At 61.0% G+C, this 14459-nt stretch carries 11 protein-coding genes; 9 read left to right on the top strand and 2 right to left on the bottom strand.

Features of this window, described 5'->3' with window-relative positions:
- Positions 1 to 404: 404 nt before the first annotated feature.
- From NHU87_RS18290 to NHU87_RS18275, 4 genes are read left to right on the top strand one after another with little or no spacing between them, the layout of a single operon-like run.
- The gene (locus tag NHU87_RS18290) at positions 405 to 1262 is read left to right on the top strand and encodes a sugar phosphate isomerase/epimerase family protein (protein WP_253551402.1); all 858 of its coding nucleotides are present in this window, start codon (positions 405 to 407) and stop codon (positions 1260 to 1262) included.
- Positions 1255 to 2304, top strand: a complete 1050-nt coding sequence (locus NHU87_RS18285) for an isopenicillin N synthase family dioxygenase (protein WP_253551401.1) — start codon at positions 1255 to 1257, stop codon at positions 2302 to 2304. The genes NHU87_RS18290 and NHU87_RS18285 overlap by 8 nt, the downstream gene beginning before the upstream one ends.
- 26 nt (positions 2305 to 2330) lie before the next feature.
- The gene (locus tag NHU87_RS18280) at positions 2331 to 3128 is read left to right on the top strand and encodes a transporter substrate-binding domain-containing protein (protein WP_253551451.1); all 798 of its coding nucleotides are present in this window, start codon (positions 2331 to 2333) and stop codon (positions 3126 to 3128) included.
- Between the two features lie 49 nt (positions 3129 to 3177).
- Positions 3178 to 4713 (top strand): amino acid ABC transporter permease/ATP-binding protein, encoded by a 1536-nt coding sequence (locus NHU87_RS18275; protein ID WP_253551400.1) that lies wholly within the window; start codon positions 3178 to 3180, stop codon positions 4711 to 4713.
- Here NHU87_RS18275 and NHU87_RS18270 read toward each other — a convergent pair.
- Together NHU87_RS18270 and NHU87_RS18265 are read right to left on the bottom strand one after the other, a co-directional pair.
- A complete protein-coding gene (locus tag NHU87_RS18270; RefSeq protein WP_253551399.1) occupies positions 4653 to 5618 on the bottom strand; it encodes an alpha/beta hydrolase in 966 nt (321 codons plus the stop codon). The genes NHU87_RS18275 and NHU87_RS18270 overlap by 61 nt on opposite strands.
- Before the next feature lie 145 nt (positions 5619 to 5763).
- The gene (locus tag NHU87_RS18265) at positions 5764 to 7539 is read right to left on the bottom strand and encodes a sigma-54-dependent Fis family transcriptional regulator (RefSeq protein WP_253551398.1); all 1776 of its coding nucleotides are present in this window, start codon (positions 7537 to 7539) and stop codon (positions 5764 to 5766) included.
- 287 nt (positions 7540 to 7826) lie between these two features.
- Here NHU87_RS18265 and NHU87_RS18260 point away from each other — a divergent pair, with 287 nt between their 5' ends.
- The 5 genes from NHU87_RS18260 (at position 7827) to NHU87_RS18240 (ending at position 14430) form a co-directional block, all read left to right on the top strand.
- Complete coding sequence (locus tag NHU87_RS18260; protein WP_253551397.1) at positions 7827 to 9302, top strand: benzaldehyde dehydrogenase; 1476 nt, start codon at positions 7827 to 7829, stop codon at positions 9300 to 9302.
- Positions 9303 to 9360: 58 nt separating this feature from the next.
- Positions 9361 to 10128, top strand: a complete 768-nt coding sequence (locus tag NHU87_RS18255) for a coniferyl-alcohol dehydrogenase (protein WP_253551396.1) — start codon at positions 9361 to 9363, stop codon at positions 10126 to 10128.
- Positions 10129 to 10230: 102 nt separating this feature from the next.
- On the top strand, positions 10231 to 11880 hold the full coding sequence (locus NHU87_RS18250; RefSeq protein ID WP_253551395.1) for a DUF1302 domain-containing protein: 1650 nt from the start codon (positions 10231 to 10233) through the stop codon (positions 11878 to 11880).
- Positions 11881 to 11895: 15 nt separating this feature from the next.
- Positions 11896 to 13257: a DUF1329 domain-containing protein gene (locus NHU87_RS18245; protein ID WP_253551394.1), complete on the top strand. Its 1362-nt coding sequence runs from the start codon at positions 11896 to 11898 to the stop codon at positions 13255 to 13257.
- Positions 13258 to 13326: 69 nt separating this feature from the next.
- Complete coding sequence (locus NHU87_RS18240; RefSeq protein ID WP_253551393.1) at positions 13327 to 14430, top strand: WD40/YVTN/BNR-like repeat-containing protein; 1104 nt, start codon at positions 13327 to 13329, stop codon at positions 14428 to 14430.
- Positions 14431 to 14459: the final 29 nt, after the last annotated feature.

Below are 14459 nucleotides of genomic sequence, written 5' to 3'. Positions count from 1 at the left end.
TTCGTGCCCATCAGCACTGGTCGCACTCTTTGTAGCAGCTGCCGAGCTTGCGAGGCTGCGTTCGGCTGCGCAGCAGTCGTAAAACCAGAAATCGCGGTGTGTCAGGCAGACCGCATCAGCCGGATTCACGACTGCTTCGCAGCCGAACGCAGCCTCGCAAGCTCGACAGCTGCTACGGATCGCATTGCGGCTTACACAGCGCAAGAAAACCCGGCATGGTTAGTTCATAAATTTCTGAACTAACTATTTGCTGCAGCCTATTCAATCATTTGCCGACATGATCTTAGGATCCTTCCCCACGGGACTGACGCCATCAGAGCAGCAGCCCGCAGCATCCCCTTTCGACTGCCCAGTAACGCCACCAGCCCAATCCGCTAGTGGCCCGACGCAGTCGAGAGGAATGCATGAAGCTAGAGATTTTCCGCACGTTGTGGGGCTATACCGCCAGCAAGGCACAAGCCCTGGATGAATTGCTCGCCGCCGGCTTCGATGGCATCGAAGCACGCCTGCCGCTGCAGGCCGATGAGCGTAGCGAGTTCGACGCTTTCCTGCGCAGCAATCAGGTTCCCTATATCTGCACGCTGTTCAGTGCTTACGATGTATTGCCCGACCAGAACGCCACGCCCACCCAACACTTGGCCGACATTGATCGCAAACTGGGCTGGGCCTCGGAGCTGACCCCACGTTTCGTCAATCTGCTGGCAGGCAACGACCGCTGGCCGCAGGCATTGCAGGTCGAATTCTTCGGCCAGGCCATGGAGCTGGCCGCCAGGCATGGGGTGTTCTGCAGTTTCGAGACTCACCGCGCCCGTTCCCTATACAGCCCTTGGGTGACCCTGGAACTGATCCGCCAACTGCCGGGACTGCGTTTCACCAGTGACATCAGTCATTGGGTGGTGTGCTGCGAGCGACTGTTGGACGATCCGGCCGACGATCTTTCGGCCTTCGTCGAACGCGTGCATCACATCCAGGCCCGGGTCGGCTATGACCAGGGCCCGCAAGTCCCCCATCCCGCCGCCCCGGAATATGCCCGTGAACTGGCGTTTCACCAGCGCCACTGGGAGGCCGTCTGGACCTCTCAGCTTCAGCGTGGCTACCCGGTCAGCACCCTGACCCCGGAGTTCGGTGCCGACGGTTATCTGCATCACTTGCCCTTCACCAATATGCCAGTGGCCGACCTCTGGACCTTGAACCAGTGGATGGCTCGGACCGAGCGCGAACACTTCGACCGTTTCACCCGTGAAGGAACCCGCCATGAGTAATACCTCGTCAACCCAGGCCAACTTCGACAGCATCCCGGTGGTGAACATCGCCGGACTCTTCAGTATCGAACTGGAGCACCGTCTGGCCGTGGCCGAGCAACTAGGGCATGCCGCCAGCGATGTGGGCTTTCTGTACATCACCGGGCATGGCATCGATCCGGCGCTGATCGAGGGCCTGCGCCAGGCGGCCAGGGATTATTTCGCACAGCCGCTGGAAGCCAAGATGCGCCACTACATCGGCGCCTCGCAAAGCCACAAGGGCTTCGTGCCCGAAGGCGAGGAGGTGTATTCCAAGGGCAAGCCGGATCATAAAGAGGCCTTCGATATCGGCTTCGAAGTGTCAGTGGATGACCCACTGTTCCTCAACCGTACGCCGCTGCTGGGGCCGAACCACTGGCCCGACGTGCCGGGCTTCCAGGGCGCGGTACAAAACTACTATCAGGCTGTGTTTGCCCTCGGCCGCCGGCTGTTCGATGGCTTCGCCTTGGCCCTGGGGCTGGAGGAGGGCTATTTCGACGCGCTGGTGACTCGCCCGCCCTCCAAGTTGCGGCTGATTCATTATCCCTTCGACGCCGAAGCCGTGGATGCCCCCGGCATTGGCGCACATACCGATTACGAGTGCTTCACCATCCTGCACGCCGATCAACCGGGGCTGGAGGTGCTTAACGATCAGGGGCAGTGGGTCGACGCACCGCCGATGCCCGGGGCATTCGTGGTGAACATCGGCGACATGCTGGAAGTCATGACCGCAGGTGCCTTTGTCGCCACCGCTCACCGGGTGCGCAAGGTCGCTCAGGAGCGCTACAGCTTCCCGCTGTTCTACGCCTGCGACTATCACACGCTGATCAAACCGCTGCCGGCTTTCGCCAAGGATGCCGGGGATTACGAGGCGCTGGCGATTGGCGAGCACATGTGGAGCCAAGCGCTGCAGACCTACCAGTATCTGCGCAAACGCGTGGAAAACGGCGAGCTTGAACTGCCGTCCCGGGCTCGAAAGCCATCGAGCTTCGGCCGCCTGAAGAACACCACCACTCATTCCTAAAAAAACAACCAACGGAGCTTCCCATGATGAAAACCCCCTGCACCCTGACCCGACTGAGTCTGCTCGCCGCTGGCCTGTTCTGCGCCAGTACCGCCTTCGCCAGCACCGCGACCCCAGGTGTGTTGAAAGTCGGTATGGAAATCACCTACCCGCCGTTCGAGTCCTACGACGCAGACAAGAATGTGGTCGGCTCCGACCCTGAGTTGGCCCACTCCCTGGCCAAGGCGATGGACGTCAAGGCTGACTTCGTTGATACCAAGTTTCCCAATCTGATCAACGGCCTCAACGCCGGGCATTACGACGCGATCATTTCCGGCATGTACATCACCCCCGAACGCCAACTCCAGGCCCGCACCATCGCCTACGCCAACACCGGCGCCGCGATCATGGTGCCCAAGGGCAGTGAGTTAAACCCGCAGGTTCCTGAAGACTTGTGCGGCCTGAAGATCGGCCTGGAGCAGGGCACCACCTGGGTCGGCAAATTCACCCAGTTGTCCAAAGACTATTGCGTACCGAACAACAAAGGCGCCATCACCGTCAACGAGTACCCCTCGGCTCCCGAAGTGACGCAGGCGCTGCTCTCGAAGAACATTCAGGCCCAGGTGGAAATCGCCGGTGCCGCGCACATGATCGCCCAGCGTACCAACGGACGGGTCGTGGTCAGCTCGCAGAAGCTGGTGTACCCGCAGACCTTGGGTATCTACGTCAAGAAAGACGCCGTGGCTACCTATCAGGCGTTGGTCAAAGCCCTGGCCGACAGTAAAGCCAACGGTGAGTACGCCACCATTCTCAAAAAATATGATCTGGAACCGGTCTCCGAGTAATGGCTGAAACCGCGCCCTCGGTCGAGGGTGCGGCTTGCACGAGGTGTCTATGCAATTCGACTGGTCTTATTTTATTTCGCTGTTCTCCAAGACTGACTTCTGGGCGGCGAGCCTGACTGTCATCGAACTCAGCGCTCTGGCCTGGTTGCTGGGGATGTTGCTGGGCTTCGTTCTGGCATCAGCCAAATTGTCCAGCTTGCCCTGGCTGCGCATGCCGGCGTCACTCTACATCTGGTTCTTTCGCAGCATTCCGCTGCTGGTGCTGGTGGTCTTCATCTACAACCTTCCGCAGTTGCTGCCCGGTGCCGGGCCGGTGCTGTCGGTGCCGTTCTATTCCGGTCTGTTGGCGCTGGTGGTCACTGAGGCCGCCTACATGGCCGAAATTCATCGTGGCGGACTGATCTCGGTCGCCAAGGGTCAGAAGGAAGCCGGCCGTGCTCTGGGTATCGGCCTGTTCGGCCTGCAACGATTGATAGTGATTCCCCAGGCGTTTCGTATCTCACTGCCGACCTTGATCAACGAATACATCACAGTGGTCAAACTGACCTCGTTGATCTCGGTGATTTCACTGACCGAACTGTTGACCGTCGGCCAGCGCCTGTATGCCCAGAACTTCCTGGTGATGGAAACCCTGGCGGCGGTGGGTGTGTATTACGTGCTGATCGTCACTGTGTTCGGCTTCGCCCTGCAGCGTCTGGAACGCCATCTGGACCTCAACCTGCGGACACCGCAAACCCTCGATAGCGCCTCGGCACACGTGCTGCGTGACAGTCTGGCGCCTGTAGCAACGAGCACGTTCAAACCCCCGGCCAAAGGCGCCGCCCCGGCCCTGCAACTGCAGGGCGTGCACAAATGCTACGGCGATCATCAGGTGCTCAAGGGCATTGACCTGAAGGTACAAAGTGGCCAGGTCATTTCTATCATCGGCCCGTCGGGCTCCGGCAAGACCTCGCTGATTCGTACCGTCAATGGCCTGGAGCGCATCGATCAAGGTGAAATCCTGTTGTTCGGGGAGAGCTTCATCAATGCCGAGGACAAACCGGATGGCCGTCGGGTTCGTCAGGGTGTACGGCGCATCGGCATGGTGTTCCAGAACTTCAACCTGTTCCCGCACCGGACACTGCTGGACAACATCAGCCTCGCTCCCCGTTATCATGGCGTCAGCCGCGCACTGAGCGAACAACGCGCCTGTCAGTTGCTCGACAAGGTCGGCTTGTTGGCCCACGTCCACAAATATCCGCATCAACTGTCCGGGGGGCAGCAACAGCGCGTGGCTATTGCCCGGGCCATGGCCATGGACCCGGACATCCTGTTGTTCGACGAACCCACCTCGGCGCTGGATCCGGAACTGGTCGGCGAGGTGCTCACGGTCATCAGCAATCTGGCCCGGGAAGGCATGACCCTGCTGATTGTCACTCACGAAATGGACTTTGCGCTGTCGATCTCTGACCGGGTGATCTTCATGGAAAACGGCCACATTCAGCTGGATTCCTCGCCACAGGCGATTCGCGAGGAGACTGAGGCTCATAGAGTGCGGCGGTTCATGGGGTTGCAGGCGCCAGTGGAGGAGGGATGCCTGTCTTGAGACACATCTTCCCCCAGGTGCCTTAGGAGGAAGGCGCTGATCTGGTCCAGTGCACGACGGGCTTCTTCGAGATGATCGCTCATGGTCTGGAAGACATGAATCATTCCCGGCCAGACGTCCAGGTGTACCGCCACTTCGGCGCTGGCCAGGCGGCTGGCGAGCCGGGTTGAATCGTCCAGCAGGCATTCCCGACTGCCCACCTGGATCAGCACGGGCGGTAGACTCCGAAGGTCACCGTACAGCGGGGAAGCCAACGGATTCAGTGGCTCGGCGCCCTGCAGATAGGTATCGGCCATAAGGGTCTTGCCAGCAAGCGCGCCGAGCAATGGATCTCGAGCCTTTTGCAAATCCCAGGACTCTCCCGTCTGAGCCATGTCGACCCAAGGCGACATCACTACCGCAGCCGCGGGCAGCGGCAAACCCGCAGCCTTGGCAGCCAACATCAGAGCCATGCACAGACCGCCGCCGGCACTGTCGCCGGCCAGCACCAGATGATCTGCGTTCACTCCTGTTTCGAGGAGTGCACGGTAGACATCCAGAGCGTCCTCTATGGCGGCCGGGAAAGGGTGTTCCGGGGCCAGGCGGTAATCGATGCACAGGGTACGAATCCCGCTGCGGGCTGCCAGTTGGCTGACGAGCGGGCGATAAGCCTGGGCGCTGCCGAATGAATAGCCTCCGCCATGCAGATACAGCAAAACGAAGTCTGGCCGGGCATCTGCGGGAGTGGCCCAAAGTCCGCTGACGCTGGCCAGATTGGCGGCCTCAAAGGTCACGCCCGCGGCACAGGAGCCGGCACCGAAGAGTTGTTCGGCCTGTTGCCGCTGCTGATCGACAGTCAGCGAGCTGAGGGGAGGCAGTTGGCTGAGTTGTTCAATGATGCCGTCGATATTGTTGTTATTGGGCATGTGGACTCCGGAGCGCGTGTGATGAGGCAAACAAATTAACTTCAAACATAGTTAATTGTCATAACTATATTGGCAAGAAATTTCGTTTCATCCTCATCTGCGACGGGTAGTCGTTGCTACGCCAACCTCCGTGCCTCAGCCTGAGTCAAACCGATGCTTGTCGGTACTTCTTCAGTCGGTAGGCAAACTGCGCACGACTCAACCCCAGCAAGCGCGCGGCGGCAGCCAGGTTGCCTTCGCTCTGTTGCAGCGCTTCGTCGATCAAACGCGACTCCAGACCTTCAATGGAGAAGCCGTGTTCCAGGCGCGTCAGGGTTTCCAGCAAGGCTGGACGAGGTTGCGTGCTGGCGGGGCTCGGGTCAGTGGCAGCGAGGCTGCCATTGCCGTCCAGAGAGTACGCCTCCTGCGGCATGGGTTCGTTGCGAAACAGGTGGACCAGATCGATGGCTTGACCGTCTTCGCTGGCGATCAGGCCGCGCTCTACCAGGTTCTGCAATTCCCGCACGTTGCCGGGGAAGTCATAGCGCAACAACACTTTGAGCGCGCGCATGGTCAGCCCCGCAGGCTTGCGGGCGTAGGCCTGACAGAAGCGCCGCAGGAACGCATTGACCAGCAACGGGATGTCGTCACGGCGTTCGCGCAGTGGCGGCAACGTGATGGGGTAGACGTTCAGGCGGTAGAACAGGTCCTCGCGAAAGTCTCCGGCCGCCACGGCTTTGCGCAGGTCGACATTGGTTGCCGCCACCACCCGCACATCGACCTTGATCGCCTCGCCACCACCGATGCGCTCGATCTCACGCTCTTGCAATGCACGCAGCAGCTTGCCTTGGCCCGGCAGGCTGAGGCTGGCGATTTCGTCGAGAAACAGGGTGCCACCGTGAGCGCGTTCGAAGCGTCCAGGGCGCGAATGAGTCGCGCCGGTATAGGCGCCGCGTTCGACCCCGAACAGTTCGGCCTCGATCAGATTGTCCGGGATCGCGGCGCAGTTGAGGGCCACGAAAGGTCCTTGATGGCGTGGGCTGAACTGATGCAACTGACGGGCGAACAATTCCTTGCCGACTCCCGACTCGCCGCTAAACAGCACCGTGGCCGGCGTCGGCGCAACGCGCTGCAAGGCGAGAGTCGCGGCGTTGAAGGCGGCGCTGGCCCCGATGGGTTTTGGCCCGCCGGGTGTTTCGTTGTCATCGTCTTGGGGTGCGGGCGCCGGGGCTGGACGCTGCTTGGGGGCGACGCTGGATGGCGTGGCGGTAAGGTAACTCAGGTCCTGTTCGACATCGCCCCATTGCTCGGCGGTCTTGCCGATCACCCGACAGCTCTCATGGCCCATGCCCCGGCACTCGGTTTCACGGAAAATTACCAGGCGGCCGAATAGCCCGCTGACATAACCGATGGCATAGCCCAGTTCGGTCCAGCACACCGGATCCTGGCCGATCCCGTAGGCGGCGATATGTTCGTCGGCCTCACAGGAGTGGTGCCAGAGGAACTCACCTTCGTAGAAGCCTGAGTCGGCGTCGAATTTGAAGTGCAGGGGTTCGACCTTGGTCATGCCTTCGAGTGTGTGCAGGCGCGTGCCGGCCGAGAAAACCGCCGCGGCATCGGCGTCTGGCCAGCGCTCGCGGATCAATCGCGCATCGCGTGCACCCGACAAATAGCCGGTGCGGGTAAACAGACCGCGGGTCTGTTCCAGTCCCTGGCGCTCGATAATCTCCCGTCGCAGCGCGCCGAAGGATGAACTGTGCAATAGCAGCATGCGCTGGTCGTTGAGCCAGATACGTCCGTCAACGGGGGAAAAGAACAGGCATTCGGTCAACTCGGCCAGGGTCGGTGAGTTGCCCTCGGTCAGTTGAGTGCTGTCTCCCCGGGGCGAGAAATGCTCCTCCTGTACCGCGAGATGAGGAAGCAGCGAATGGGGATTATTCATTGTTATATGCCCCTGAACGAGTCGACTGATCGAAATGATCAATCAGCAAAACAGTTATTAAACATAACTTTATCATTTGGACAAGTGGCCGGGTGTCGGCCGAGCGCCAGACGCCTTGCCCTACTCATCAGTGCTCCTCTCAAACCTTCAAGCCAGAGCCTTCGCCACCTAAATCGCGTGGCAACAGAGGAAGTCGGCACAGCCCTTGCTCTAGTGCTTTCACGACGCTGCATCGTTATCGCAAGGCGGCGTCAGGCAATTACAAACACAAGAGCCGGGAGACCGAAATGTCGGTAAGTGAACCATCTGATTTTCTGGGGGACGCGCTGTGGTGCGAACGCATCTTCAATGGCGACTGGATACGTCCATTGGGCGGCGTCAACAGAGTCATCGAGCCGGCCACCGGCGAGGTACTCACCGTCACCGGTTTAGCCGATGCGGCGGACATCGCGTTTGCCAGCCTGACCGCTGCCCGTGTTCAACCGGCCTGGGCGGCATTGGGGCCACGGGAACGCGCAGAGATCTTTCGCAAAGCCGCAGCCCTGGCCCAGCAACACTTTGCCGAACTGGCGCTGTACATCGCCCGGGAAAGTGGCGGCAGCCTGTTCAAGGGCGAACATGAGGTCCGTGAGGCGATCGTCTTGCTGCATCAGGCCGCCGGTCTGCTATCGCAACCCCATGGTGTGGTTCTCCCAAGCGAGGCGGGACGTTTGTCCTATGCACGTCGGTTGCCCCATGGCGTGGTCGGGGTGATCTCGCCGTTCAACTTTCCCCTGGTGCTCTCCCTGCGTTCGGTGGCACCGGCGCTGGCGGCCGGCAACGCGGTGGTGCTCAAGCCCGATCCGCAGACCCCGGTCAGTGGCGGTTTTATCATTGCCCGGTTGTTCGAGGCGGCCGGTCTGCCCAAGGGGCTGCTGCAGGTTTTGCCGGGCGCAGCGGTGGCCGGTGAGGCCCTGTGCCGCGACCCGCATGTTCGGATGATCGCGTTCACCGGTTCGACTGCGGCCGGGCGCAAGGTCGCGGAGGTGGCTGGGCGTCATCTGAAAAAAGTCGCTCTGGAACTGGGCGGCAAGAACTCGTTGATCGTGCTCGAAGATGCCGATCTTGAATTGGCGGCGAGCAATGCCGCCTGGGGTGCCTGGCTGCATCAGGGGCAAATCTGCATGGCCACCGGACGCATTCTGGCCCATGAATCGATCGCGCAAGAACTGGTCCGCCGGCTGACAGAGAAAGCCCGGGCGATCACGGTCGGCAATGCCGCTCGTGGCGAGGCGGTGCTGGGGCCTTTGATCAACAAGCGACAGTTGCAACGCGTGCATGAAATCGTCACCGAGAGTGTGACTGCCGGGGCAACCCTGGAAGCCGGCGGCGAGTTTGACCGGCTCTTCTACCAACCCACGGTGCTGTCCGGCGTGCGCCCGGGCATGCGCGCATTCGACGAAGAGATCTTCGGCCCGGTCGCCACGGTGGTGAGTTTTGCTAGCGACGACGAGGCCATCGACCTGGCCAACCGCACCGAGTATGGCTTGTCCGCAGGGATCATTACGCCTTCGGTCGGGCACGCGATGGCGATTGGCGAACAACTCAACTGCGGTCTGCTGCACATCAACGATCAGACGGTAGCCGACGAGTGCATTAACCCGTTCGGTGGGCGCGGCAGCTCGGGCAATGGCGGTAGCGTTGGCGGTCCGGCCGATTGGGACGAATACACCCAATGGCAATGGGTGACGGTCAAGGATAAGGCGCCGCGCTACCCGTTCTGACGGACAGGACCAGGCCGACGAGGTCGGCGAGTACACAAAAATAATAAGAGGACTCAACATGAAACTCGACAACAAGATTGTGCTGGTGACCGGGGTCTCCTCGGGTATCGGCGCCGCTACTGCAAGCCTGCTGCGCGCCCACGGCGCCCACGTGATTGGCGTCGATCTGAAGGCGCCGCACATGACCCTGGACGGTTTTGTTCAGGGCGATCTGAGCAGTGCCGAGAACATCGATCGGCTGCTGCCGCAGTTACCGGCACAGATCGACAGCCTGTGCAATATCGCCGGGGTGCCGGGCACTGCAAACCCGCAATTGCTGGCGCAGGTCAACTACCTTGGGCTGCGTCACCTGAGCCAGGCATTGCTGCCGCGAATCACCGCGGGCGGCAGCATCGTCAATATCGCCTCGATCCTCGGTGCCGAGTGGCCGTTACGTCTGGAACAGCACAAGGCGCTGGCACGCATTGAAGGTTTCGCCGCCGCGCAAGCCTGGCTGGCCGAGCACCCGGTACCGGACGCGACCTGCTACCAGTATTTCAAGGAAGCCTTGATCGTCTGGAATTACCTGCAGGCCCAGCCCTGGTTTCTCGAACATTCAGTGCGCATGAACAGCGTGGCGCCGGGCCCGGTCTTCACCCCCATCCTCGGCGACTTCGTGAGCATGCTCGGTGAAGCACGAACCCAGGCCGATGCCCATCGCATGAAACGTCCCGGTTATGCCGATGAGGTGGCGGCGGTGATCGCTTTCCTGTGTGCCGACGAGTCGCGCTGGATCAACGGCGTCAACCTGCCAGTCGATGGCGGATTGGCCTCCACCTACATCTGAAAACGCACACCCATAGACAGCGGCGCAAGTCGCTACCTGAGTGTGTTGGCTGGTGCCATGCGTGCAAAGCCATACCAAAAATAAAAATAATGAGGAGCGTCCATGGACAACGTTAAACGTTGCTTTCGTTTCAAGCATTGCGCCTTGTTTCTGGCGTTATGCAGCGCAGGCGTGATGATCGAAAGGGCCGAGGCCATGCAAATGGACCTGGGAGATTCGGACTGGAAACTGCGTTGGGACAACACCATCAAGTACAGCCAGGCCTGGCGTCTGCACGGTCAGGACAGCCGATTGGTCAACGCACCGACCGCCAATGGCCTGTACCCCTCGATCCAGAGTCAGGGCGATAAAAACTTCAGCCGCGGTCTGGTCTCCAACCGTCTGGATCTGTTTTCCGAAATGGACCTCAGCCGGCAAAACTATGGGCTGCGTGTGAGCGGCGCGGCCTGGTACGACGATATCTACAACCAGGACACCGACAGCAGCGAGCAACCGCATTTCCTCAGCGAAACCCGCGAGCTCCATGGTCGCGACGCTGAAATTCTCGACGCCTTCGTGTTTCTGCGCGGTGACCTCGGTGAAGACTCCCAGGGCGTGGCGCGTCTGGGCCGACACAGCCTGATTTACGGTGAAAGCCTGTTCTACGGCGGCAACGGCATTGCCAATGCCCAAGGCCCGACCGATGTGGTCAAGCTGCTCAGCGTGCCGGGAACCCAGTTCAAGGAAATCCTGCGCCCGGTCAATCAGATCTCCGGGCAGTTGCAGATCAACCCGCAGTTGTCGGTGGGCGCTTACTACCAATTGGAGTGGGAGCGTTCCAATTTGCCCGGCGCCGGCAGCTACCTGAGCGATGCCGATGCCATCGGTTACGGCAGCGGTTCCCTGCGCCAAGTGTTCGGCAATGACACGGTGAATGGCGGCGATCTGAAACCGCGAAATTCGGGGCAGGGCGGCATGCAGATTCGCTTCAAACCGACCGGGACCGAACTGGAGCTGGGTTTCTACGCCGCGCAGTATCACGACAAAGCGCCGATCGGCTTGTACGCCTACCTCGACGGTGCGGCAGCAGCGGCCACCGGGCTGCCGATCCTGAGTTCCTATCGTCAGGTCTACGCCGAAGATATCAAGACCGCCGGCGTCAGCTTCTCCACTGCCTATGGGCCGTTCAACTTTGCCGGCGAAACCTCCGTGCGCTGGAATGCGCCGCTGGTGAGCAACCTGCAAGTGGTGGCCCCAGGCATGGAGGCCGATGGTGGCGATGACGCACTGTTTGCCCGGGGCAAAACCGCTCACGCCAACCTGTCGGCGATTTACCTGTTATCGCCTGGCGCTTTCTGGGACGGCGGTTCGGCACTGGCCGAACTGGCCTGGAACCGCACCCTGAGCGTCACCGAGAACGCCGCGGCGCTGGATTCCAACACCACCCGCGATGCCACTGCGTTGCGGGTGTTGGTGGAGCCTGCGTACTTCCAGATTGTCGACGGGATCGACCTGACCGTGCCGATCGGCATGGGCGTGGTGCTCGATGGGCGTTCTTCGGCCGTGAACAAGTCGGGCTTCGGCAATACCCATGCCGGCGACTGGAGTGTCGGGCTCAAGGCGACCTACCTGCAGCGCTGGGATGTCGGCCTCAACTACGTGAACTTCTTCGGGGCCCCGAAGGCCGGGCTGCGCGAGGACGGCAATTTCAGCTACGGGCAGTCGCTGGCCGACCGCGACTTCGTCTCGCTCTACGTGAAAACCTCATTTTAATAAGGTGGATTCGCCATGCAGAACAACACTTTCCTGAACACTTGCGTCCTCACCGTGGCCCTGGCCGGCATCAGCCTGGCGCAAGCAGCGGTATCGCCGGAACAGGCTGCCCGTTTGAAGTCTGAACTGACACCCCTTGGCGGCGAGCGCGCCGGCAATGCCGATGGCAGCATTCCGGCCTGGGAGGGTGGCTACACCAAGGTCGCGCCGGGCTACAAACCGGGTGATAAACGTCCCGATCCATTCGCCGCTGAGAAACCGCTGTATTCGATCAAGGCCTCGAACATGGAGCATTACGCCAGCGTGCTGGCCGAAGGCAGCAAGGTTCTGTTGAAGAAATACCCCGACTATCGCCTGGACATTTACCCGACCCATCGCTCGGCGGCAGCCCCGCAATGGGTGTATGACAACACCGGCAAGAATGCCACCCGTGCCACGCTGGATGTGGAAACCGAGAAAGTCACCAGTGCCTATGGCGGCATCCCGTTCCCGATCCCGGAGAACGGCGCGCAAGTACTGTGGAACTACCGGTTGTCCTGGCAGGGCGGCGAGACCATCAGCTCGCCGTTCGATACCTGGCTGATGACCGCCGGAGGCAAGAAGGTCCAGGCGACCCGGGCCCTGTTCAGCTATCAGTTTCCCTACTACTCCGAAAGTGGCAGCCTGGAAAATTTTGCCGGCAAGTATCAGGTTGGCAAGCTGCTGACCGAACTGCCGTCATCCAAGGCCGGCGAAGGCCTGATGACCCATTGGGACATGGACCCGGCCAACCGTGCGGCCTGGCAGTATCTGGTCGGCCAGCGCCGGGTACGCCGAGCGCCGAACATCGCCTACGACACCCCGGACTTCGTCACCTCTGGCGTCGGTCTGTTTGACGAAGCGTTCATGCTGTTCGGGCCTACCGATCGCTACGATCTCAAGCTTGCGGGCAAGAAAGAACTGATCGTCCCCTACAACAATAATCGCGCCGGCCTGGCCAAGAGCGACGATCTGGTCAAACCGAACTTTCTCAATCCTGATCTGGTGCGCTGGGAGAAGCATCGGGTCTGGGTGGTCGAGGCCACGCTCAAATCCGGCAAGCGCCATGTGGTGCCGCATCGGACTTACTACGTCGACGAGGACTCCTGGCAGATCCTGATGGTCGACGGGTATGACGCCCAGGGCAAACTAGGACGGCAGATGTATTCGCTGACGCTGTTGGCGCCAGACCTGCCGGCGCTCACGGCGCAAGTCATGTGGGGCAGCTACAACCTCGATACTGGCGCTTACTTCCTCAACGCTTCGAGCAACGATCTGGCGGTCCAGTACCAGACGATCGCAAAACCTTCGGCTTCCTATTACACACCGGATGCCATGGCCAACGAAAACATGCGTTGAACCATGGAGCGCCGTGACGAGCGAGAAGCTCGTCGCGGTCGCTGGCGATTTTCCAGGCGGGATAAAGACATGAACGTTGAAAAAATCTTTGCGAGTTTCGGTCTGCGATGGAGGGCCTGCGCGCTGGCGTTGTGTCTGTTGGCGAGCACTTCCATGGCTGCGCAGGTCGCGACGTTTGCTGTGCTGCAGCAGCCGGCACTGCCTACCGCCAAGGCCAAGCGCGCAGTATTGCTTGGCTTGGCCCGGGCTGGCGAGCGTCTGGTGGCGGTCGGCGAGCGCGGCATCGTGCTGCTCTCGGATGACTCTGGAATGACTTGGCGCCAGGCCCGTGTGCCGGTCAGCGTCAGCCTGACCGCGGTGCAATTTGTCGATGCGGAGCAGGGCTGGGCGGTCGGTCATCTGGGCGTGGTGTTGCACACCGAGGACGGTGGTGAAACCTGGCACAAGCAACTCGACGGTGAGCGTGCCGCCGCGCTGGCGGTGCAGTTTGCGGAGCGCGATGCCGATCAACCGAATGGCGCCAGCAACCTTGCGCAGGCACGGCAGATGCTGGGCGACGGTCCGGATAAACCGTTTCTCGACCTGTACTTCAGTGACCGCCTGCATGGCTACATTGTTGGCGCCTACAACCAGATTTACCGCACCGACGACGGCGGGCGAAGCTGGAGGCCGTGGATGCAGCATGTGGACAATCCGCAGGGCCTGAACCTGTATGGCATCCGCGCTTCGGGTAACGACCTGCTGCTGGTGGGGGAGCGCGGTTTGCTGTTGCGTTCGACCGATGCCGGGCATTCGTTCCAGCCTCTGAAATCACCTTATGAAGGCAGCTTCTTCGGTCTGCTCGGCACCCGCAGCGGCGCCTTGGTCGCCTATGGCCTGCGCGGCAATGCGTGGTGGTCCGAGGACCGTGGCAGCAGTTGGCGACGCCTCGACACCGGCATCGAATCAACACTGGCGACCGCCATCGAGCTGCGTGACGGCAGTCTGTTGTTGGCCAGCCAGAGCGGTGAATTCTTGTTCAGCCATGACCAGGGTCGCAGCTTCGACAAGCGCCAGAGCCGCAGCGGCGGCACGGTCGCTGCCGTGCAACAGGCAGCCGATGGCAGTCTGGCCAGGGTCGGTTTGAGTGGCGTGGCCACTGACCAGGATCCGCGGGCCTCCGCCAAACCTTGAAACTTCACGGTGTAGCGCTATCGGGCCAT

Source organism: Pseudomonas mandelii, from assembly GCF_024138395.1.
GTDB lineage: Bacteria > Pseudomonadota > Gammaproteobacteria > Pseudomonadales > Pseudomonadaceae > Aquipseudomonas > Aquipseudomonas mandelii_E.
The sequence above is the reverse complement of the archived record's forward strand: the minus strand, read 5'-3'. Positions and strand labels throughout refer to the sequence as shown.

Coding starts and splice junctions, on each gene's coding strand:
- NHU87_RS18290 (WP_253551402.1), top strand. CDS start 405: ATGAAGCTAGAGATTTTCCGCACGTTGTGGGGCTATACCGCCAGCAAG.
- NHU87_RS18285 (WP_253551401.1), top strand. CDS start 1,255: ATGAGTAATACCTCGTCAACCCAGGCCAACTTCGACAGCATCCCGGTG.
- NHU87_RS18280 (WP_253551451.1), top strand. CDS start 2,331: ATGAAAACCCCCTGCACCCTGACCCGACTGAGTCTGCTCGCCGCTGGC.
- NHU87_RS18275 (WP_253551400.1), top strand. CDS start 3,178: ATGCAATTCGACTGGTCTTATTTTATTTCGCTGTTCTCCAAGACTGAC.
- NHU87_RS18270 (WP_253551399.1), bottom strand. CDS start 5,618: ATGCCCAATAACAACAATATCGACGGCATCATTGAACAACTCAGCCAA.
- NHU87_RS18265 (WP_253551398.1), bottom strand. CDS start 7,539: ATGAATAATCCCCATTCGCTGCTTCCTCATCTCGCGGTACAGGAGGAG.
- NHU87_RS18260 (WP_253551397.1), top strand. CDS start 7,827: ATGTCGGTAAGTGAACCATCTGATTTTCTGGGGGACGCGCTGTGGTGC.
- NHU87_RS18255 (WP_253551396.1), top strand. CDS start 9,361: ATGAAACTCGACAACAAGATTGTGCTGGTGACCGGGGTCTCCTCGGGT.
- NHU87_RS18250 (WP_253551395.1), top strand. CDS start 10,231: ATGGACAACGTTAAACGTTGCTTTCGTTTCAAGCATTGCGCCTTGTTT.
- NHU87_RS18245 (WP_253551394.1), top strand. CDS start 11,896: ATGCAGAACAACACTTTCCTGAACACTTGCGTCCTCACCGTGGCCCTG.
- NHU87_RS18240 (WP_253551393.1), top strand. CDS start 13,327: ATGAACGTTGAAAAAATCTTTGCGAGTTTCGGTCTGCGATGGAGGGCC.